Source organism: Pseudomonas sp. GW821-FHT02A08 (genome assembly GCF_059422045.1).
In genome coordinates, this window is sequence record NZ_JBWKWD010000007.1 from 47,387 (window position 1) to 64,740 (window position 17,354).

Genomic DNA, 17,354 nt, shown 5'->3' on the forward strand with positions numbered 1-17,354 from the left:
CTGTTTATTCGCGATTTCGTTAACCCTGCCTTGGAGATTCACCATGTTTGCCAAACTTGTTGCGGTATCCCTGTTGACGCTGGCCAGCAGCCAATTGATGGCTGCCGAGTGCAAAGTCACCGTCGACTCCACCGACCAGATGTCCTTCGATACCAAGGACATCACCATCGACAAGAGCTGCAAGACGTTTACCGTGGAACTCAAGCACTCCGGCAGCTTGCCGAAGAACGTCATGGGCCATAACTGGGTGCTGAGCAAAGAAGCCGACATGCAGCCGATCGCCACCGACGGTCTGAGCGCCGGCATCGACAAGAACTACCTGAAAGAAGGCGACGCCCGTGTGATCGCCCACACCAAGATCATCGGCGCCAAGGAAACCGACTCGGTGACCTTCGATGTGTCCAAGCTGGATGCCGCTGAAAAGTACGGTTTCTTCTGCTCGTTCCCGGGCCACATCTCGATGATGAAAGGCACCGTGACCCTGAAGTAATCAGGTAAACCGCGTCATCGTTCTTCGCGGGCAAGCCCGCTCCCACAAGGTTTTGTTTCGGACACAATTTTTGTGAACACCTGAAACCCTGTGGGAGCGGGCTTGCCCGCGAAGGGGCCGGATGCCTCAACAAATGCTCCCGCCAAGAAAAAGCCCGCCGAAGATCAACTCTTCAGCGGGCTTTCTTGTTCATCAACGGCTCACGGGGCAAACGGCATCACTCGCTTGTGATGAGTCTTTTTATATGTGTCACAAATAATCTTGAACGCTTCCTCACGCACCGGGTTGCCATGCAGGAAGGCGTCGATCTCGGCGTAGGTCACGCCGTGGGAGGCTTCGTCCGGTTTGCCCGGCGACAGATCCTCAAGGTCGGCGGTCGGGACTTTCTCCACCAGCGACTCCGGTGCGCCGAAGCTGCGGGCGATGGCGCGGACCTGGTTTTTCACCAGGCCGCTCAGCGGCGCCAGGTCGCAGGCGCCGTCACCGAACTTGGTGAAGAAACCCATCACCGCTTCCGCCGCATGGTCGGTGCCGATCACCAGGCCATGGGTCGCGCCGGCGATGGTGTACTGGGCGACCATGCGCATGCGCGCCTTGGTGTTGCCGAGCACGAAGTCCACCGACACCGCATGTTTGCCTTCGAATGCCGCCACTTCATTGGCCAGGGCCTTGACCGCCGGGCCGATGTTCACGGTGTGGCGCTCGTCCGGCTTGATGAAATCCACCGACGCCTGGGCATCGTGCTCATCGAACTGGGTTTCGTAGGGCAGGCGTACTGCGATGAATTTGTAGGCGGCGTCGCCGCTGCGCTGGCGCAGTTCACGGACGGCCCGTTGGGCCAGCAGGCCGGCGGTCAGGGAGTCGACACCGCCGCTGATGCCCAGTACCAGGGTCTTGAGCCCGGAATTGACCAGGCAGTCCTGAATGAAGGTCACCCGCCGGACGACTTCGGCCTCAAGGGCGGCTTCGTCGGCGAATGGCGGCTGGACCTTGAGCTGTTCAGCAATCTCACGCTGTACGGCTTGCATGAATTCACTCCTTGCTTGATGTACTTGAAAGGGCGGCAGGAACCTGGAAAACGTGTCGCAAGTAAGCGACGAAATTAGGATCTTTACAGTGCGTCTTGCCTGGCTCGTCGGAGATCTTCGCCACCGGCTGGCCGTTGCAGGCGACCATTTTAAGCACGATGCTCATCGGTTCGACACCCGGAATGTCGCAGGTCAGGTTGGTGCCGATGCCGAAGCTGACATTGATCCGACCACGCAGTGCCCGGAATATCTCCAGCGCCTTGGGCAGGGTCAGGCTGTCGGAGAACGTCAGCGTCTTGCTCATCGGGTCGATGCCGAGCTTGTGATAGTGGGCGATGGCTTTTTCCGCCCAGACCACCGGATCGCCCGAGTCGTGGCGCAAACCGTCGAAAAGCTTGGCGAAAAACAGATCGAAATCGCCGAGGAAGGCATCAATGGTGATGCAATCGGTCAGGGCAATCCCCAGCAGGCCACGGTATTCGCGGACCCAGCAATCGAGTGCGGCGATCTGGCTGTCGATCAGCCGCGGGCCGAGTTGCTGGTGCGCCATGATCCATTCGTGGGCCATGGTGCCCAGGGGTTTCATGTCCAGTTCCCGGGACAGGTGCACGTTGCTGGTGCCGACGAAGCGTCCGGGGAAATCGTGCTTGAGCACATTCACCACTTCTTCCTGCACGCGGTAAGAAAAACGTCGGCGCGTGCCGAAATCGGCCACCTGCAATTCGGACAATTCATCACTGCCGGCGTTGGCGCTCAGCCAGTCGAACTTGCGGTAGAGCTGCTCACGGGCCTGCCCCAGCACGACTTCGCGGTAGCGATAGCGGTTGCGCACCTCGCTGACCAGGGCCAGCAGCGGCACTTCGAACAGGATCACATGCAGCCAGGGGCCACGCAGGCGGATGAACAGCTCACCGTTTTCGATGCCGGTGTGGATGTAGCGCAGGTTGAAGCGAAACAGACCGAGAAAGCGCAGGAAGTCCGGCTTCAGAAAGCTGATGCGCTCCAGGAAGCTCAACTGGTCGGCGCTCAGGCTCAGTTCGGCCAGGCGCTCGATCTGAAAGCGGATTTCCGCCAGGTAGGGGCGCAAGTCCTCGCCGTTACGGCAGCGAAACTCCCATTCGACTTCGACGTTCGGGTAGTTGTGCAGCACCGCCTGCATCATCGTCAGTTTGTAGAAGTCGGTGTCGAGCAGGTTCTGCACGATGCGATCGGCAAACACACTCTCGCTCATAACGGGAATCTCCAGCGTTGCAGCGGTATTGATCAGTGGCGCTAGTGGCGCATATCAGAGACAAGGATTACCAGCAGTTTTTTAGCCGCAGCACATCCCCTGTGGGAGCGGGCTTGCTCGCGAAGAGGCCAGCGCATTCAAAATATATGTTGACTGGACTGACGCCTTCGCGAGCAAGCCCGCTCCCACACATTCAGCGTGCAACCCTAGATTTGCGATATCTGCGGGCTATCGATCTGCTCCAGCATCCACTTCACAAAGTCCCGCACCTTGGGCACTTCCGCCGAGTGCTCCGGGTACGCAAGGTAATAGGCGTCGCTGCTGGGCATTGCATGCTGCCAGGGAATGACCAGCTTGCCGTCAGCCAGTTCCTCTTCCACCAGAAAACGCGGCAATAACGCCACGCCGCAACCGACCTGGGCGGCGCGGATACACATATAAAAGGTTTCGAAGCGCGGGCCGTGGTAGCTGTGCTCGGTGTGGTAACCCTGGTGGTCGAACCAGTCATGCCAGGCCTGGGGGCGGGAGGCGTTTTGCAGCAGGACCAGGTCGGTCAGTTGCGTCGGATCGGTAAACGGCGTATCCGGCAGGCTGCCGGGGGCACACACCGGCACCAGCTCTTCGCCGAACAGCTTCAGGCATTCGGTGCCGGGCCGTGAACCCTGGCCGAAGTAGAACGCCAGGTCGCTGCGACCTTGCAGCAGATCGTCGGCTTCCTGCTCGCTGCACAGGTCCAGATGGATCGACGGATGCCGCAGGCGCCAGCCTTTCAGACGGGGTACCAGCCAGCGGGCGCCGAAGGTGGGAGGCGTGGAAACCCGCAGGACTTCTGTTTCGCCACCGTAGGAACGCAGGTAATGGGTCGACATCTCGACCTGCGTGAGGATTTTTCGCACCTCAACCAGGTACAGATCGCCAGCCGGCGTCATCTGCAGGCGGCGGCGTACCCGGCGAAACAGCAGGTGCTGCAACAGCTCTTCGAGTTGCGCGACCTGTTTGCTCACGGCACTTTGGGTCAGGTTCAACTCTTCGGCGGCCCGGGTGAAACTCAAATGCCGGGTGACGGCCTCGAAGCACTGCAATGCAGCGATCGATGGCAAGTAGCGTTTATTCAGCATGGGCGGTCCTTGGTTCTTGTTTCTTATTGCCAGCAATGCACAGCATGAATAAACGGAATGATATCTCTCTTAAAGGTCGTTTGTTGAGTAACCTCCGGGCAGCTAAAACTACAGGTCTGATCAGCCGTGAATTTCCGGCTGCACGTGTTCTGTCTTTTGCTTGAGGAGTGACCCATGGTTGCCGCATTGCTTGATCGTCTAGGTGTGAACCCGGCCCTGTACCAGAACGGCAAAGTGCCGGTGCATTCGCCGATCGATGGCAGCACGATTGCCGCCGTGAACTGGGAAGGCGCCGCTGAAGTCGAGCAGCACATCAGTCGCGCAGATCATGCGTTCGAACTGTGGCGCAAGGTTCCAGCACCGCGCCGTGGCGAACTGGTGCGGCAACTGGGTGACATCCTGCGTGAATACAAGGCCGACCTCGGCGAACTGGTGTCCTGGGAGGCCGGCAAGATCACCCAGGAAGGCCTGGGTGAAGTTCAGGAAATGATCGACATCTGCGACTTCGCCGTCGGTCTTTCCCGTCAGTTGTACGGTTTGACCATCGCTTCCGAGCGTCCTGGCCACCACATGCGCGAAACCTGGCATCCGCTGGGCGTCGTCGGCGTGATCAGTGCGTTCAACTTCCCGGTCGCGGTCTGGGCCTGGAACGCCACACTGGCGCTGGTCTGCGGCAACCCGGTGATCTGGAAACCGTCGGAAAAGACCCCGCTGACCGCACTGGCTTGCCAGGCGCTGTTCGATCGGGTGCTGAAGAACTTCAGCGATGCGCCACCGCACCTGAGCCAGGTGATCATTGGCGGTCGCGATGCCGGCGAAGCCCTGGTCGATGATCCGCGTGTCGCGCTGGTCAGCGCCACCGGCAGCACCCGCATGGGCCGTGAAGTGGCGCCGAAAATTGCCGCGCGTTTCGCCCGCAGCATCCTGGAACTGGGCGGCAACAACGCAATGATCCTCGGCCCAAGCGCCGACCTGGACATGGCCGTTCGTGCGATCCTGTTCAGCGCCGTCGGCACCGCCGGCCAGCGTTGCACCACCTTGCGCCGCCTGATCGCCCATGAATCGGTCAAGGAAGAAATCGTTACTCGCCTCAAAGCCGCGTACTCGAAAGTACGCATCGGCCATCCACTGGAAGGCAATCTGGTCGGCCCGCTGATCGACAAGCAAAGCTTCGACAATATGCAGGACGCTCTGGAGCAGGCCTTGAGCGAAGGCGGCCGGGTGTTTGGCGGTGAGCGTCAGCTGCAAGACAAATTCCCGAATGCCTACTACGTGTCGCCGGCCATCGTCGAAATGCCGGAGCAGAGCGATGTGGTCTGCCATGAAACCTTTGCGCCGATCCTTTATGTAGTCGGATACAGCGATTTCCAGGAAGCCCTGCGCCTGAACAACGCCGTGCCACAAGGCCTGTCCTCGTGCATCTTCACCACCGACGTGCGTGAAGCCGAGCAGTTCATGTCGGCGGTGGGCAGCGACTGCGGCATCGCCAACGTCAACATCGGCCCGAGCGGCGCGGAAATCGGCGGCGCGTTTGGTGGCGAGAAAGAAACCGGCGGCGGCCGCGAGTCCGGCTCCGATGCATGGCGCGGCTACATGCGCCGCCAGACCAACACCGTGAACTATTCGCTGGAGTTGCCGTTGGCGCAGGGCATCACGTTTGACTGATTCTCGAGCCGGATAGTGATCCCCTGTGGCAGCGGGCTTGCTCGCGAAAGCGGTTTATCAGTCACATTGATGCTGGATGTGCCGACGCTTTCGCGAGCAAGCCCGCTCCCACATTGAATGAATGTGTTTGTTAGGTTTCTGTTGGAGTCTGGCAATGCCGTTACGCGAAGAATGTCTGTGGGAAAAACTGACTCCGCAAAGGCCGGATAATTCGGCCCTCAAGGGGGAGGTCACGGTGGATGTCTGCGTCATCGGCGCCGGGTTTACCGGTTTGTCGGCGGCGGTGCATCTGCTGGAGCAAGGCAAGACCGTTTGTGTGCTGGAAGCCCATCGCGCCGGCCATGGTGGTTCGGGGCGCAACGTCGGGCTGGTCAATGCCGGGATGTGGATTCCCCCGGACGAGATCGAAGCCGGGTTTGGCGAGGCGGTCGGCAGCCAACTCAACCGCATGTTGGGGGCGGCGCCTTCCCTGGTGTTCAGCCTTGTGGACAAGTACAACATCGATTGCCAGTTACGCCGTGAAGGCACGCTGCACATGGCGCACAATGCCCGTGGCGAAGCCGACTTGCGCAGTCGTGAAGAACAATGGAAACGTCGCGGTGCACCGGTAGAGCTGCTCACCGGGCAAGCTTGCGAGCAAGCCACCGGCACGAAAAAGATCGCCGCCGCACTGCTCGATCGCCGTGCCGGCACGCTTAATCCGATGGCCTATACCACGGGGCTGGCCAAGGCGGCCATCGGCCTGGGCGGTCAATTATTCGATCATTCCCCGGTCACCCGACTCGAACGCCAGGGCCAGCGCTGGTCTGTGCAAACCGCCCAGGGCTCGGTCATGGCCGAGAAAGTGGTGATCGCCTCCAATGCCTACACCGAAGGCGACTGGACCGAACTGCGGCGCAATTTCTTCCCCGGTTATTACTATCAGGTGGCCTCGGCCCCTCTGACCGAAGAGGCCGCCCGGCAAATCCTGCCCGGTGGCCAGGGTTCCTGGGACACCCGCCAAGTGCTCAGCAGTATCCGTCGAGACAAAGACGGTCGCCTGTTGCTTGGCAGTCTGGGTAACGGCAATCAGAAGCCGGCCTGGTTCCTGAAGGCCTGGGCCGACCGGGTGCAGCAACATTACTTCCCTTACCTGAAACCGGTGGAGTGGGAGTGCACCTGGACCGGTTGCATCGCCTTTACCCCCGACCATTTGATGCGTCTGTTCGAACCCGCGCCCGGTTTAGTGGCAGTCACCGGTTACAACGGTCGGGGCGTGACCACGGGGACAGTGGTCGGCAAGGCCTTTGCCGATTACCTGTGTAACGGAAATCCTCAAGCACTACCGATTCCTTTCGCACCCATGCAGCCATTGGCCGGGGTGGGGTTGCGCAGCTGTCTGTATGAGGCGGGATTCTCGCTGTATCACGCAGGCCAGTGCCTGCGGATCGTTATCTGACGGCTGATTTTTGCAGTGGGAAGCGGCGCTTTTTCGATCTGCAGCTAGCCTGTAGTGGTGCGGGTTGTAGCAGTCTCGCACCAGCAGTGTGCACTTCGGTGACGCACGTTGTTACAGGCTGGTTGCACGTCGTTTAAAGCCGAGGTTGCAATGATGGCGCGGGCGGGTTGCGCCTCAAAAAAATAATGGTTTTACCTTCCGCGGTCTAGACGGTTGCACGCCCAATGAAAATGGGATCGAAACAGTCGAAATAACAAGAAAGCAGCGACTTTTTTCAGAATAAAAAACCGATGGCACGGCCCTTGCTCTGAGCATTCAGTGAAGTCGTAGTGCCAATTAAAAAAACCAAGGAGCATCACCTCATGTCCCAGACGTTTTACAAGAAAGGCTTTCTGGCCCTCGCAGTGGCAACTGCGCTGGGTGTTTCTGCGTTTGCTCAGGCTGACATCAAGATCGGCGTAGCGGGACCAATGACAGGTGCCAACGCGGCATTTGGCGAACAGTACATGAAGGGTGCACAGGCGGCGGCCGATGCGGTCAACGCGGCGGGCGGGGTTAACGGGGAAAAAATCGTACTGGTCAAGGGCGATGACGCCTGCGAACCGAAACAGGCTGTGACGGTTGCCAAAGACCTGACCAACCAGAAAGTCGCTGGCGTGGTCGGTCACTTCTGCTCCTCGTCGACCATCCCGGCCTCCGAGATCTACGACGAAGCGGGCATCATCGCCATCACTCCAGGCTCCACCAACCCGGCTGTGACCGAGCGTGGCCTGAGCGCCATGTTCCGTATGTGCGGGCGTGACGACCAGCAAGGCATCGTGGCCGGCGACTACATCGTCGACGTGCTCAAGGGCAAGAAGGTTGTCGTGCTGCACGACAAGGACACCTACGGCCAGGGCCTGGCGGATGCCACCAAGGCTCAACTGGTCAAGCGCGGCGTAACGCCTGTGCTGTATGAAGGCCTGACCCGTGGCGAGAAAGACTTCAGCACCATCGTGACCAAGATCCGCGGTGCCGGCGCTGACGTCGTCTACTTCGGCGGCCTGCACCCGGAAGCCGGTCCTCTGGTGCGTCAACTGCGTGAACAAGGCCTCAAAGACGTCAAGTTCATGTCCGACGACGGCATCGTGACCGACGAACTGGTGACCACCGCTGGCGGTCCGCAATTCGTTGACGGCGTGCTGATGACCTTCGGCGCCGACCCACGCCTGCTGCCAGACAGCAAGACCGTGGTAGACGCCTTCCGCAAGGCCGGTACCGAGCCTGAAGGCTACACCCTGTACGCCTACGCTTCGGTCCAGACCCTGGCGGCAGCCTTCAACGGTGCCAAGTCCAACAAGGGCGAAGAAGCGGCTGCATGGCTGAAGAAGAACCCGGTCAAGACCGTCATGGGCGAGAAGACCTGGGACAGCAAGGGCGACCTGAAAATCTCCGACTACGTGGTTTACCAGTGGGACAAGGATGGCAAATACCACCAGCTGGAAAAACAGAAGTAAGGGCTGACTCGATCATCTGAACCCCGCTGACCCCTTGTGGGAGCGGGCTTGCTCGCGAATGCGCCAGATCAGTCGACATCAATGTTGGCTGATACACCGCTTTCGCCGGCAAGCCAGCTCCCACAGGGGCGGTGATGGCCAGCCTGATCGTGTCTGACATTGCTCCGACGTATATCTGTATTTTCTTAGAAGAACCGCACAGCCACATGTGCAGGTTCTCATTGCGTGAGATTGCGTTATGGATGGTATTTTCCTGCAGCAACTGGTCAATGGCCTGACCCTCGGGTCGGTCTATGGCCTGATCGCCATCGGCTACACAATGGTCTATGGCATCATCGGCATGATCAACTTCGCCCACGGCGAGGTTTACATGATTTCCGCTTACCTCGCGGCAATCAGTCTGGCTCTGCTGGCTTACTTCGGTATCGAATCTTTCCCGCTGCTGATGCTTGGCACACTGATCTTCACCATCGTCGTCACGGCGGTGTATGGCTGGGTCATCGAGCGTGTCGCCTACAAACCCCTGCGTAACTCCACCCGACTCGCACCGCTGATCAGTGCGATCGGTATCTCCCTGATCCTGCAAAACTACGCACAGATCTCCCAGGGCGCGAAGCAACAAGGCGTTCCGACTCTGCTCTCGGGTGCCTGGCGCGTTGATATCGGTACCGGTTTCGTTCAGTTGACCTACACCAAGGTCTTCATTCTGGTCGCCGCGTTCGTCGGGATGGCCGCGCTGACCTACATCATCAAGTACACCAAGCTCGGCCGCATGTGCCGTGCAACCCAGCAAGACCGCAAGATGGCTTCGATCCTGGGGATCAACACCGATCGGGTGATTTCCTACGTGTTCATCATCGGTGCAGCGATGGCGGCCCTGGCCGGCGTGCTGATCACCATGAACTACGGCACATTCGACTTCTATGCCGGCTTCATCATCGGGATCAAGGCGTTCACCGCCGCGGTGCTCGGCGGGATTGGCTCGCTACCCGGCGCGATGCTTGGCGGGATCATTCTGGGGATTTCCGAGTCGCTGTTTTCCGGTCTGGTGAACTCGGACTACAAAGACGTTTTCAGCTTCTCGTTGCTGGTCCTCGTTCTGGTCTTTCGGCCTCAAGGCCTGCTCGGCCGTCCTCTTGTGTCGAAGGTGTAAGCGATGTCTTCAACCACTAAAAAAACCATTGATATCAAAAAAAGTCTGGTTGACGCGATTCTTGCCGGCCTCATTGCCCTGATTGTGTTCGGGCCGATTGTCGGCGTCGTTCTCGATGGCTATGGCTTCAACCTGGAAACCACCCGGGTGGCGTGGATCGTGGCGATCGTCATGGCCGGCCGCTTTGCCCTGAGCATGTTCCTGCAGACAGCCAAGGGCCTGAGAATCCTCGAGGGCTTTGAAACGACTGGCTCCGGGGTGCATGTGCTGGCGCCGGACTACAAGTCACGGTTGCGCTGGATCATCCCGTTGATGATTGTCATCGCCGTGGTGCTGCCGTTTTTCTCCAATTCCTACCTGCTGGGCGTGGTCATCCTCGGGCTGATCTACGTGCTGCTGGGGCTGGGGCTGAACATAGTGGTCGGCCTGGCCGGCCTGCTCGACCTCGGTTACGTGGCGTTCTACGCCATCGGTGCCTACGGCCTGGCGCTCGGTTATCAGTACCTTGGGCTGGGCTTCTGGACGGTGTTGCCGCTGGCGGCGATTACCGCCGGCCTGGCCGGTTGCATCCTCGGTTTCCCGGTGCTGCGCCTGCACGGCGACTACCTGGCGATCGTGACCCTGGGCTTCGGTGAAATCATCCGCCTGATCCTCAACAACTGGTTGTCGCTGACTGGCGGCCCGAACGGCATGCCGGCACCGCTGCCGACCTTCTTCGGCCTGGAGTTCGGCAAGCGGGCCAAGGATGGCGGCGTGCCGTTCCATGAGTTCTTCGGCATCGCCTACAACCCGGACGTGAAGTACTACTTCATCTACGCAGTGCTGTTCCTGGTGGTGCTGGCCGTGCTGTACATCAAGCATCGCCTGACCCGCATGCCGGTCGGCCGCGCCTGGGAAGCCCTGCGTGAAGACGAAATCGCCTGCCGCTCCATGGGCCTGAACCACGTGCTGGTCAAGCTCTCGGCGTTCACCATCGGCGCCTCGACGGCCGGTCTGGCCGGGGTGTTCTTCGCCACCTACCAAGGCTTCGTCAACCCGACCTCGTTCACCTTCTTCGAATCGGCACTGATCCTCGCCATCGTGGTGCTGGGTGGCATGGGTTCGACCATAGGCGTGGTGATCGCAGCCTTCGTGCTGACCGTCGCCCCGGAACTGCTGCGTGGCTTCGCCGAGTACCGCGTGCTGCTGTTCGGCATCCTGATGGTGTTGATGATGATCTGGCGACCGCGTGGCCTGATTCGGATCAGCCGTACCGGTGTGACCCCGCGTAAAGGAGTAGCGCCATGAGCGAAGTCGTACTCAGTGTAGAAAAGCTGATGATGCACTTCGGCGGCATCAAGGCGTTGAGCGATGTCAGCCTGAAAGTGCACCGCAACTCGATCTTCGCCTTGATCGGCCCCAACGGCGCCGGCAAGACCACGGTGTTCAACTGCCTGACCGGTTTCTACAAAGCCTCCGGCGGCAAGATCGAACTCAACATCCGTGGGCAACAGACCAACGTCATCAAACTGCTGGGCGAGCCGTTCAAGCCAACGGATTTCGTTTCGCCGAAATCCTTCGCCAGTCGACTGTTCTACAAGGCATTCGGCGGCACCCACCTGGTGAACCGTGCCGGCCTGGCGCGGACCTTCCAGAACATTCGCCTGTTCAAGGAAATGTCGGTGCTGGAAAACCTGCTGGTGGCCCAGCACATGTGGGTCAACCGCAGCATGCTCGCCGGCATCCTCAACACCAAGGGCTACCGCAAGGCCGAAAGCGATGCGCTGGACCACGCGTTCTACTGGCTGGAAGTGGTGGACCTGGTGGACTGCGCCAACCGCCTGGCCGGTGAACTGTCCTACGGCCAGCAGCGCCGCCTGGAAATCGCCCGGGCCATGTGCACCCGTCCGCAGATCATCTGCCTCGACGAACCGGCCGCCGGCCTCAACCCTCAGGAAACCGAAGCGCTGAGCGCGATGATCCGGCTGCTGCGCGACGAGCACGATCTGACCGTGGTGCTGATCGAACACGACATGGGCATGGTTATGAGCATCTCCGACCACATCGTGGTGCTGGACCACGGCATCGTCATTGCCGAGGGTGGCCCCGACGACATCCGCAACGACCCGAAAGTGATTGCCGCGTACCTGGGCGCCGAAGAAGAGGAGGTGGTATGACCCAACCCATCCTCCAACTCAAGGATCTGGACGTGTTTTACGGCCCGATCCAGGCCCTTAAAGGTGTCTCGCTGCACATCAACGAAGGGGAAACCGTCAGCCTGATCGGCTCCAACGGTGCTGGCAAGTCGACCCTGCTGATGTCGATCTTCGGCCAGCCACGGGCCGCCGACGGGCAGATCCTTTATCAAGGCGTGGACATTACCCACAAGTCGTCCCACTACATCGCCTCCAACGGCATCGCGCAGTCGCCGGAAGGGCGGCGGGTGTTCCCTGACATGACTGTCGAGGAGAACCTGCTGATGGGCACTATCCCTATCGGTGACAAGTACGCCAAGGAGGACATGCAGCGCATGTTCGAGCTGTTCCCTCGGCTCGAAGAGCGGCGTACCCAACGGGCGATGACCATGTCCGGTGGCGAGCAGCAAATGCTTGCCATCGCCCGTGCCCTGATGAGCCGGCCCAAGTTGTTGCTGCTCGATGAGCCAAGCCTGGGCCTGGCGCCGATCGTGGTGAAGCAGATCTTCGCCACCCTGCGGGAACTGGCCAAGACAGGCATGACCATCTTCCTGGTGGAGCAGAACGCCAACCACGCCCTGCGGTTGTCGGACCGGGCGTACGTGATGGTCAACGGCGAGATCCGCATGACCGGCACCGGCAAGGAGCTGTTGGTCAACGAGGATGTGCGTAACGCCTATCTCGGCGGGCACTGAGTCTGCTTTGTTATGCACAAGCCCCGGCGCGCAATCGCCGGGGCTTTTTTACATCTCCAAAACACCGCAATTCCGCTGTGGGAGCGGGCTTGCTCGCGAAGACGGCGTCAAATTCAACATCATCAGCACAGATCCACCGCTTTCGCGAGCAAGCCCGCTCCCACAGGGGGCTCGGTACGCTTTAGAGAAATTGTGGAAAACAATATTCCCAAGCTCGTAAAGCGCGACATAAAGCCGCTGCAAATAGTTGTTTTGTCACGGTTTTGACTTGTCCCCGTTTGCTGTGGAACCGGCTGTGAATAACGTGGGAGTAGCTGGCTGCAGGCCTTTTAAACCGTGGCTTGCAGAGCTGTGGTTGTTTTTTGATCATGTGTTTTTGCGCAGCTTGCAGGCCGCTTTGTCAACCTTTTTGTTCGGGGCGCAAGTGCGTGAAATCGACGTGGACAAGCCTGTGGATAAGTCTGTGATTAAACTCTGGAAAGACTCGGCTGAAGGCCGTGGTTACTGGCTTGGCGCCATCGTTGGTTTGACCCGTCAGTCATGAAAATGGCCAAGAGCTACACAGCAGGCGGTTGAGGGTCAAGCAAAAAAGTTTCAAAACCCCGCGCAAAGCCTTGTGGATAGCGGCTTGCAGCTTTTCCACTTGCCCCCAAAGACTGTGGACCGGCCTGTGGATAACGTGCGCGCACATGGCTGTAGGCCACGTTGGTCAAGGGGTTGCCTGGATTGAGCGTTTTTTGAACAGGTTGAACGGTGGTTGCCGCTGTGAACAAGGCCGGGCATGCTGCCTGCTGCCGATCAGTTAAGCCACAACGCAATCTGTAGCAGCTGGCGAAGGCTGCGTCCGGCTGCGCAGCAGTCGTAAAATCAGAGTTCGCGGTACGTCAGAGAGATCGTGCAAGCCGGATTTACGACTGCTGCGCAGCCGGACGCAGGCTACGCCAGCTGCTACAAGGGAGGCGTAGCGTCTGGGTTCGCCTGACTGATCGGCATCAGGCATGCTGCCTGCTGATTTTCTATTTCAATGGCTGGCGATCAGTCGAAGCAAGGAGAACACGATGTCCAACACCCTGTTTATTACCGGCGCAACTTCCGGTTTTGGTGAAGCCTGTGCCCGTCGTTTTGCCGAGGCCGGCTGGAAACTGGTGCTGACTGGCCGTCGTGAAGAGCGCCTCAATGCGTTGTGCGCCGAGTTGTCGAAGCAGACCGAAGTCCATGGCCTGGTGCTCGATGTGCGTGATCGCAAGGCCATGGAGGAGGCGATTGCCAATCTGCCGCCATCCTTTGCCAAACTGCGCGGGTTGATCAACAACGCCGGGCTGGCCCTGGGTGTCGATCCTGCGCCCAAGTGCGATCTGGACGATTGGGACACCATGGTCGATACCAACGTCAAAGGCCTGATGTACAGCACCCGCCTGCTGTTACCACGCCTGATTGCCCACGGTCGTGGTGCCGGCATCGTCAACCTGGGTTCCATCGCCGGCAACTACCCGTACCCGGGCAGCCACGTGTATGGCGCGACCAAGGCGTTCGTCAAACAGTTCTCCCTGAACCTGCGCTGCGACCTGCAAGGCACGGGCGTACGGGTCAGCAACATCGAGCCGGGCCTGTGTGAGAGCGAGTTCTCGCTGGTGCGTTTTGCCGGTGACCAGGAGCGCTACAACGCCACTTATGCCGGCGCCGAGGCGATCCAGCCGCAAGATATCGCCGACACCATCTTCTGGGTGCTCAATGCGCCTGCGCATATCAATATCAACAGCCTGGAGCTGATGCCGGTGAGCCAGACCTGGGCCGGGTTTGCTATTGACCGCAGTGGTGGCAAGGCTTAATACCGAGTCATCGTTCTTCGCGAGCAAGCCCGCTCCCACAGGGATCACGTGAAACCTGTGGGAGCGGGCTTGCCCGCGAAGGGGCCGGAACAGAAAAATCAGGACATCAGCTAGACTCCTCACCCAACAACCCCGCCACACCCGGCGGTCTAGAGGTTCCAGAGGAGATCAAGTGAGTAATCGAGGCGAGCAGTCGCTGCTCAAACAATCGACCTTCCTGATGCTCGCCGTGACATTCGCCGGGATCATCACCGGTTTTGTGTCGGGCGCCCAATCCATCCTGTTCGATGGCTTTTTTTCGTTGATCGCGGCCTTCATCAAAGTGCTGATGCTGATCACCGCCCGGCTGATCGCCAAGGAAAGCAATCAGCGCTTCCAGTTCGGTTCCTGGCACCTGGAGCCTATGGTGCTGGTGATCGAAGGCAGTTTCATATTCCTGGTGGCCGTTTATGCCTTTCTCAACGGAGTGTTCGGCATCATCAGTGGAGGCCGCGAGGTCGAGCTCGGGCTGGTGATCCTCTACGCGGCGGTGTTCACCGTCATTGAACTGATTTATTTCTTCTACGTTCGCCAACGCAATCGCACACTCAAGTCATCGCTGATCCAGTTCGACAACATCAGTTGGCTGGTGGACGCGATGCTGTCGGCGGGACTGCTGGTGAGTTTCCTGATTGCGCTGCTGCTCAAGACTCAGGGTTATGACAAGTGGGCGGTGTATGTCGACCCGATGATCCTGATCCTGCTGGCCCTGGGCATGCTCCCCCCGGCGTTCAAAATCCTCGGACCGGCATTGCGCGATGTACTGGGGATCGTCCCGGATCAACTGGACGACAAGGTGCGTCAGGTGATGGAGGTGGCGAAGGTCGAGCATGGTTTCGACGACTACATTTCCTACGTGCAGAAACACGGCAGGGCCTGTTTTATCGAGATTCACATCGTATTGCCGAAGGATTACTGGCTGGATGGAATAGGGCAGCTGGACAGTTTGCGGGAGGAGATTTCCGCGAAGCTCGGTAAGCCGGATGCAGCGCGATGGCTGACCATCAGTTTTACCGGGGATCGCAAGTGGACTGAGTGATCGGATTGCCCCTCGCCACACAGTCAGCCGAGATATTGCGCCAACCCGCGATAACAGGTCGCCAGGTGATAGGGCGTGGTCGACGGCATATCGCAGCGGCTGACCTCACCCTGTTCGTCACGACATTCGTACCAGCCACCGGCATGCAGCGAGCGCTGCTGCAATGCCTGTAACTGGCGCAGCACATCGGCTTCGCTGTGCGGGCGCAGCGTCAATGCGCGCAGGTATTCAGCCTGGGCCCAGATGCGCTGCGTGGCGTCCCGGACGCCGCCATCCGGTCCGAAGTCGAGCATTGCCCGCACAGCGCCAGTCTGTTGATCGACACCCGTGTGCTCGGTAAAGGCGAAGGCCCGCTCCAGATCGGCGTGCAGCGTCGAATTGCGTAACAGCGCCGAGGATTCCAGCAGGAAATACCACTCGAACTGATGCCCCGGTTCAAACCAGTTATCCACAGAGCCCAGCGGCATTTCCATCAACACGCCGAGTTGCGGATCGATGAAGCGCGAGTGCATGGCTGTGCATAACTTGAGGAGCGCTTGTTGCACATCGAGGTCTTCACGCACCGACAGGGTGGCGAGGAAAGCTTCGGCCAGGTGCATCAGCGGGTTTTGCAAAGGGCCACTGTCCAGCGATGCCCAGTCGCGGTCAAGCGTGGCTTCGTACAGACCGTCGCCCGTGGCGAAACGCTGCGCGACCACTTCCAGCGAGGCGTTGAGCACCGACTCCACCAGCGGCTCGCGGACCTTGTCCCAGTAATGAGCGCAGGCGAACAGGATGAAGGCGTGGGTGTAGAGGTCCTTGCGCTGATCCAGCGGCGCCCCTTGGGCATCGACACTGTAGAACCAGCCGCCGTGCTCGGCATCGTGGAAGTGCCGCTGCAACGAGCGGAACAACGCGGCGGCACGCTCTTCGGCGCCTGGCACCTGACCGATCAGGCTGGCAAACAGATACAACTGCCGCGCACAGGCCATGGCCCGGTAGCGTTGCGGTGGCAGCGGTTGGTGTTCGGCATCCAGCGCCTCATAGGGCAACGCCATGTCGGCGTTCCAGCCCGGACCTTGCCAGAGCGGCACGATGACGTTCAGAAAGTGCTGTTGCACCGAGGCGAACAGGGCGGTCAGTTCAGGCTGAGAGGCGGAGCGGGAAACAGGCGGCATTGGCTGGCGTCGTCACGGCAGGGGCGATTGCGCGACATGTTAGCAGAGAGGCTGACCTGAGAGAGGCTGTGTCTGTCAGGCCGCCTTCGCGGGCAAGCCCGCTCCCACAGGGTTTCTGGTGTGAATGAAATCCATGCCACACAGCAAACCACTGTGGGAGCGGGCTTGCCCGCGAAGAGGCCGGCTCAGGCACTAGAGAACTAGCCCGCCAGCAACCACACCCCGGTCGCCGCCGAAGCCGCGCCCGCCAGTCGAACCAGCGGTGCTGCGGCCTGCGGCAACACCCGCACCAGCGCATAACCCGCCGCATGCAACACCGCCGTCGCTGCGACAAAGCCTGCGGCATAGGTCCATGGACTCGACATGTCCGGCAGTTCCAGCCCATGTGCGACACCATGAAACAGTGCAAACAACGCCGTCGCACCCACCGCCATCACCAGTGGCGGGCGCACAGCCAGCGCCACCGCCAGCCCCAAAGCCAAAACGGACGCGGCAATCCCGCTCTCCAGTGCAGGCAGGTTCATTCCTTCAAAGCCCAGCATCCCGCCAATCAGCAGGGTCCCGACAAAGGTGCACGGCAGCGCCCAGCGTGCGGCGCCTTGCTGCTGCGCGGCCCACAGTCCGACCGCGAGCATCGCCAGCAAGTGATCGAGACCGCCCAGCGGATGGCCGATACCGGCGATCAAGCCGTTGTCGCCATGCCCGGGATGGGCGAAGGCGAGGGCTGGGGTCAGCAGCAGGGCCAGGGCGGCGAGAATGCGTTTGAGTGTCATGGATAAGCTTCCTTGTTGATAAGTCGTGA

At 60.0% G+C, this 17,354-nt stretch carries 16 protein-coding genes; 11 read left to right on the forward strand and 5 right to left on the reverse strand.

Features of this window, described 5'->3' with window-relative positions; all coding sequences use genetic code 11:
* Positions 1-43: 43 nt before the first annotated feature.
* Positions 44-490 (forward strand): azurin, encoded by a 447-nt coding sequence (gene azu / locus AC07W4_RS07330; protein ID WP_495031979.1) that lies wholly within the window; start codon positions 44-46, stop codon positions 488-490.
* Between the two features lie 200 nt (positions 491-690).
* Here the strand turns inward: azu and nadE are convergent, their stop codons facing one another.
* The 3 genes from nadE to AC07W4_RS07345 form a co-directional block, all read right to left on the reverse strand.
* Entirely contained in the window at positions 691-1,518 is an 828-nt protein-coding gene (gene nadE / locus AC07W4_RS07335) for an NAD(+) synthase (protein ID WP_495031980.1), read from the reverse strand.
* A gap of 4 nt (positions 1,519-1,522) precedes the next feature.
* Entirely contained in the window at positions 1,523-2,749 is a 1,227-nt protein-coding gene (gene pncB, locus AC07W4_RS07340) for a nicotinate phosphoribosyltransferase (protein ID WP_495031981.1), read from the reverse strand.
* 206 nt (positions 2,750-2,955) lie between these two features.
* Positions 2,956-3,867, reverse strand: coding sequence for a LysR family transcriptional regulator (locus AC07W4_RS07345; RefSeq protein WP_495031982.1), 912 nt, complete (start codon positions 3,865-3,867; stop codon positions 2,956-2,958).
* Positions 3,868-4,041: 174 nt separating this feature from the next.
* On the opposite strand from AC07W4_RS07345, the gene amaB reads away from it, so the two are divergent.
* The 10 genes from amaB (at position 4,042) to AC07W4_RS07395 (ending at position 15,395) form a co-directional block, all read left to right on the forward strand.
* Positions 4,042-5,532: an L-piperidine-6-carboxylate dehydrogenase gene (gene amaB / locus AC07W4_RS07350; protein WP_495031983.1), complete on the forward strand. Its 1,491-nt coding sequence runs from the start codon at positions 4,042-4,044 to the stop codon at positions 5,530-5,532.
* A 154-nt stretch (positions 5,533-5,686) separates the two neighbouring features.
* Positions 5,687-6,970, forward strand: a complete 1,284-nt coding sequence (gene amaA, locus AC07W4_RS07355) for an L-pipecolate oxidase (protein ID WP_495031984.1) — start codon at positions 5,687-5,689, stop codon at positions 6,968-6,970.
* A 362-nt stretch (positions 6,971-7,332) separates the two neighbouring features.
* A complete protein-coding gene (locus tag AC07W4_RS07360) occupies positions 7,333-8,466 on the forward strand; it encodes an ABC transporter substrate-binding protein (protein WP_008048115.1) in 1,134 nt (377 codons plus the stop codon).
* A gap of 238 nt (positions 8,467-8,704) precedes the next feature.
* Entirely contained in the window at positions 8,705-9,619 is a 915-nt protein-coding gene (locus AC07W4_RS07365; RefSeq protein ID WP_008048116.1) for an ABC transporter permease subunit, read from the forward strand.
* A 3-nt stretch (positions 9,620-9,622) separates the two neighbouring features.
* Positions 9,623-10,906 (forward strand): high-affinity branched-chain amino acid ABC transporter permease LivM, encoded by a 1,284-nt coding sequence (livM, locus tag AC07W4_RS07370; RefSeq protein ID WP_008048117.1) that lies wholly within the window; start codon positions 9,623-9,625, stop codon positions 10,904-10,906.
* Entirely contained in the window at positions 10,903-11,775 is an 873-nt protein-coding gene (locus AC07W4_RS07375; RefSeq protein ID WP_008048118.1) for an ABC transporter ATP-binding protein, read from the forward strand. Before livM ends, AC07W4_RS07375 begins: the two co-directional genes overlap by 4 nt.
* Positions 11,772-12,488 (forward strand): ABC transporter ATP-binding protein, encoded by a 717-nt coding sequence (locus AC07W4_RS07380; RefSeq protein WP_008048119.1) that lies wholly within the window; start codon positions 11,772-11,774, stop codon positions 12,486-12,488. The genes AC07W4_RS07375 and AC07W4_RS07380 overlap by 4 nt, the downstream gene beginning before the upstream one ends.
* Before the next feature lie 295 nt (positions 12,489-12,783).
* A complete protein-coding gene (locus tag AC07W4_RS07385) occupies positions 12,784-13,032 on the forward strand; it encodes a hypothetical protein (RefSeq protein WP_008048120.1) in 249 nt (82 codons plus the stop codon).
* A gap of 514 nt (positions 13,033-13,546) precedes the next feature.
* Positions 13,547-14,317 carry an SDR family oxidoreductase gene (locus AC07W4_RS07390; protein WP_495031985.1) on the forward strand — a complete coding sequence of 257 codons (771 nt, stop codon included), beginning with the start codon at positions 13,547-13,549 and terminating at the stop codon, positions 14,315-14,317.
* 172 nt (positions 14,318-14,489) lie between these two features.
* Complete coding sequence (locus tag AC07W4_RS07395; RefSeq protein ID WP_495031986.1) at positions 14,490-15,395, forward strand: cation diffusion facilitator family transporter; 906 nt, start codon at positions 14,490-14,492, stop codon at positions 15,393-15,395.
* Between the two features lie 23 nt (positions 15,396-15,418).
* On the opposite strand, the gene AC07W4_RS07400 is transcribed toward AC07W4_RS07395, so the two are convergent.
* Together AC07W4_RS07400 and AC07W4_RS07405 are read right to left on the reverse strand one after the other, a co-directional pair.
* Positions 15,419-16,552, reverse strand: a complete 1,134-nt coding sequence (locus AC07W4_RS07400) for an AGE family epimerase/isomerase (RefSeq protein ID WP_495031987.1) — start codon at positions 16,550-16,552, stop codon at positions 15,419-15,421.
* A 200-nt stretch (positions 16,553-16,752) separates the two neighbouring features.
* Entirely contained in the window at positions 16,753-17,325 is a 573-nt protein-coding gene (locus AC07W4_RS07405) for a HupE/UreJ family protein (RefSeq protein ID WP_495031988.1), read from the reverse strand.
* Positions 17,326-17,354: the final 29 nt, after the last annotated feature.

Excerpts from the sequence above, each read along its gene's own strand:
- AC07W4_RS07375 (WP_008048118.1), top strand. The coding sequence starts at position 10,903 with ATGAGCGAAGTCGTACTCAGTGTAGAAAAGCTGATGATGCACTTCGGC.
- livM (WP_008048117.1), top strand. The coding sequence starts at position 9,623 with ATGTCTTCAACCACTAAAAAAACCATTGATATCAAAAAAAGTCTGGTT.
- AC07W4_RS07380 (WP_008048119.1), top strand. The coding sequence starts at position 11,772 with ATGACCCAACCCATCCTCCAACTCAAGGATCTGGACGTGTTTTACGGC.
- AC07W4_RS07360 (WP_008048115.1), top strand. The coding sequence starts at position 7,333 with ATGTCCCAGACGTTTTACAAGAAAGGCTTTCTGGCCCTCGCAGTGGCA.
- azu (WP_495031979.1), top strand. The coding sequence starts at position 44 with ATGTTTGCCAAACTTGTTGCGGTATCCCTGTTGACGCTGGCCAGCAGC.
- nadE (WP_495031980.1), bottom strand. The coding sequence starts at position 1,518 with ATGCAAGCCGTACAGCGTGAGATTGCTGAACAGCTCAAGGTCCAGCCG.
- AC07W4_RS07405 (WP_495031988.1), bottom strand. The coding sequence starts at position 17,325 with ATGACACTCAAACGCATTCTCGCCGCCCTGGCCCTGCTGCTGACCCCA.
- amaB (WP_495031983.1), top strand. The coding sequence starts at position 4,042 with ATGGTTGCCGCATTGCTTGATCGTCTAGGTGTGAACCCGGCCCTGTAC.
- AC07W4_RS07365 (WP_008048116.1), top strand. The coding sequence starts at position 8,705 with ATGGATGGTATTTTCCTGCAGCAACTGGTCAATGGCCTGACCCTCGGG.
- AC07W4_RS07345 (WP_495031982.1), bottom strand. The coding sequence starts at position 3,867 with ATGCTGAATAAACGCTACTTGCCATCGATCGCTGCATTGCAGTGCTTC.
- AC07W4_RS07400 (WP_495031987.1), bottom strand. The coding sequence starts at position 16,552 with ATGCCGCCTGTTTCCCGCTCCGCCTCTCAGCCTGAACTGACCGCCCTG.
- amaA (WP_495031984.1), top strand. The coding sequence starts at position 5,687 with ATGCCGTTACGCGAAGAATGTCTGTGGGAAAAACTGACTCCGCAAAGG.
- pncB (WP_495031981.1), bottom strand. The coding sequence starts at position 2,749 with ATGAGCGAGAGTGTGTTTGCCGATCGCATCGTGCAGAACCTGCTCGAC.
- AC07W4_RS07390 (WP_495031985.1), top strand. The coding sequence starts at position 13,547 with ATGTCCAACACCCTGTTTATTACCGGCGCAACTTCCGGTTTTGGTGAA.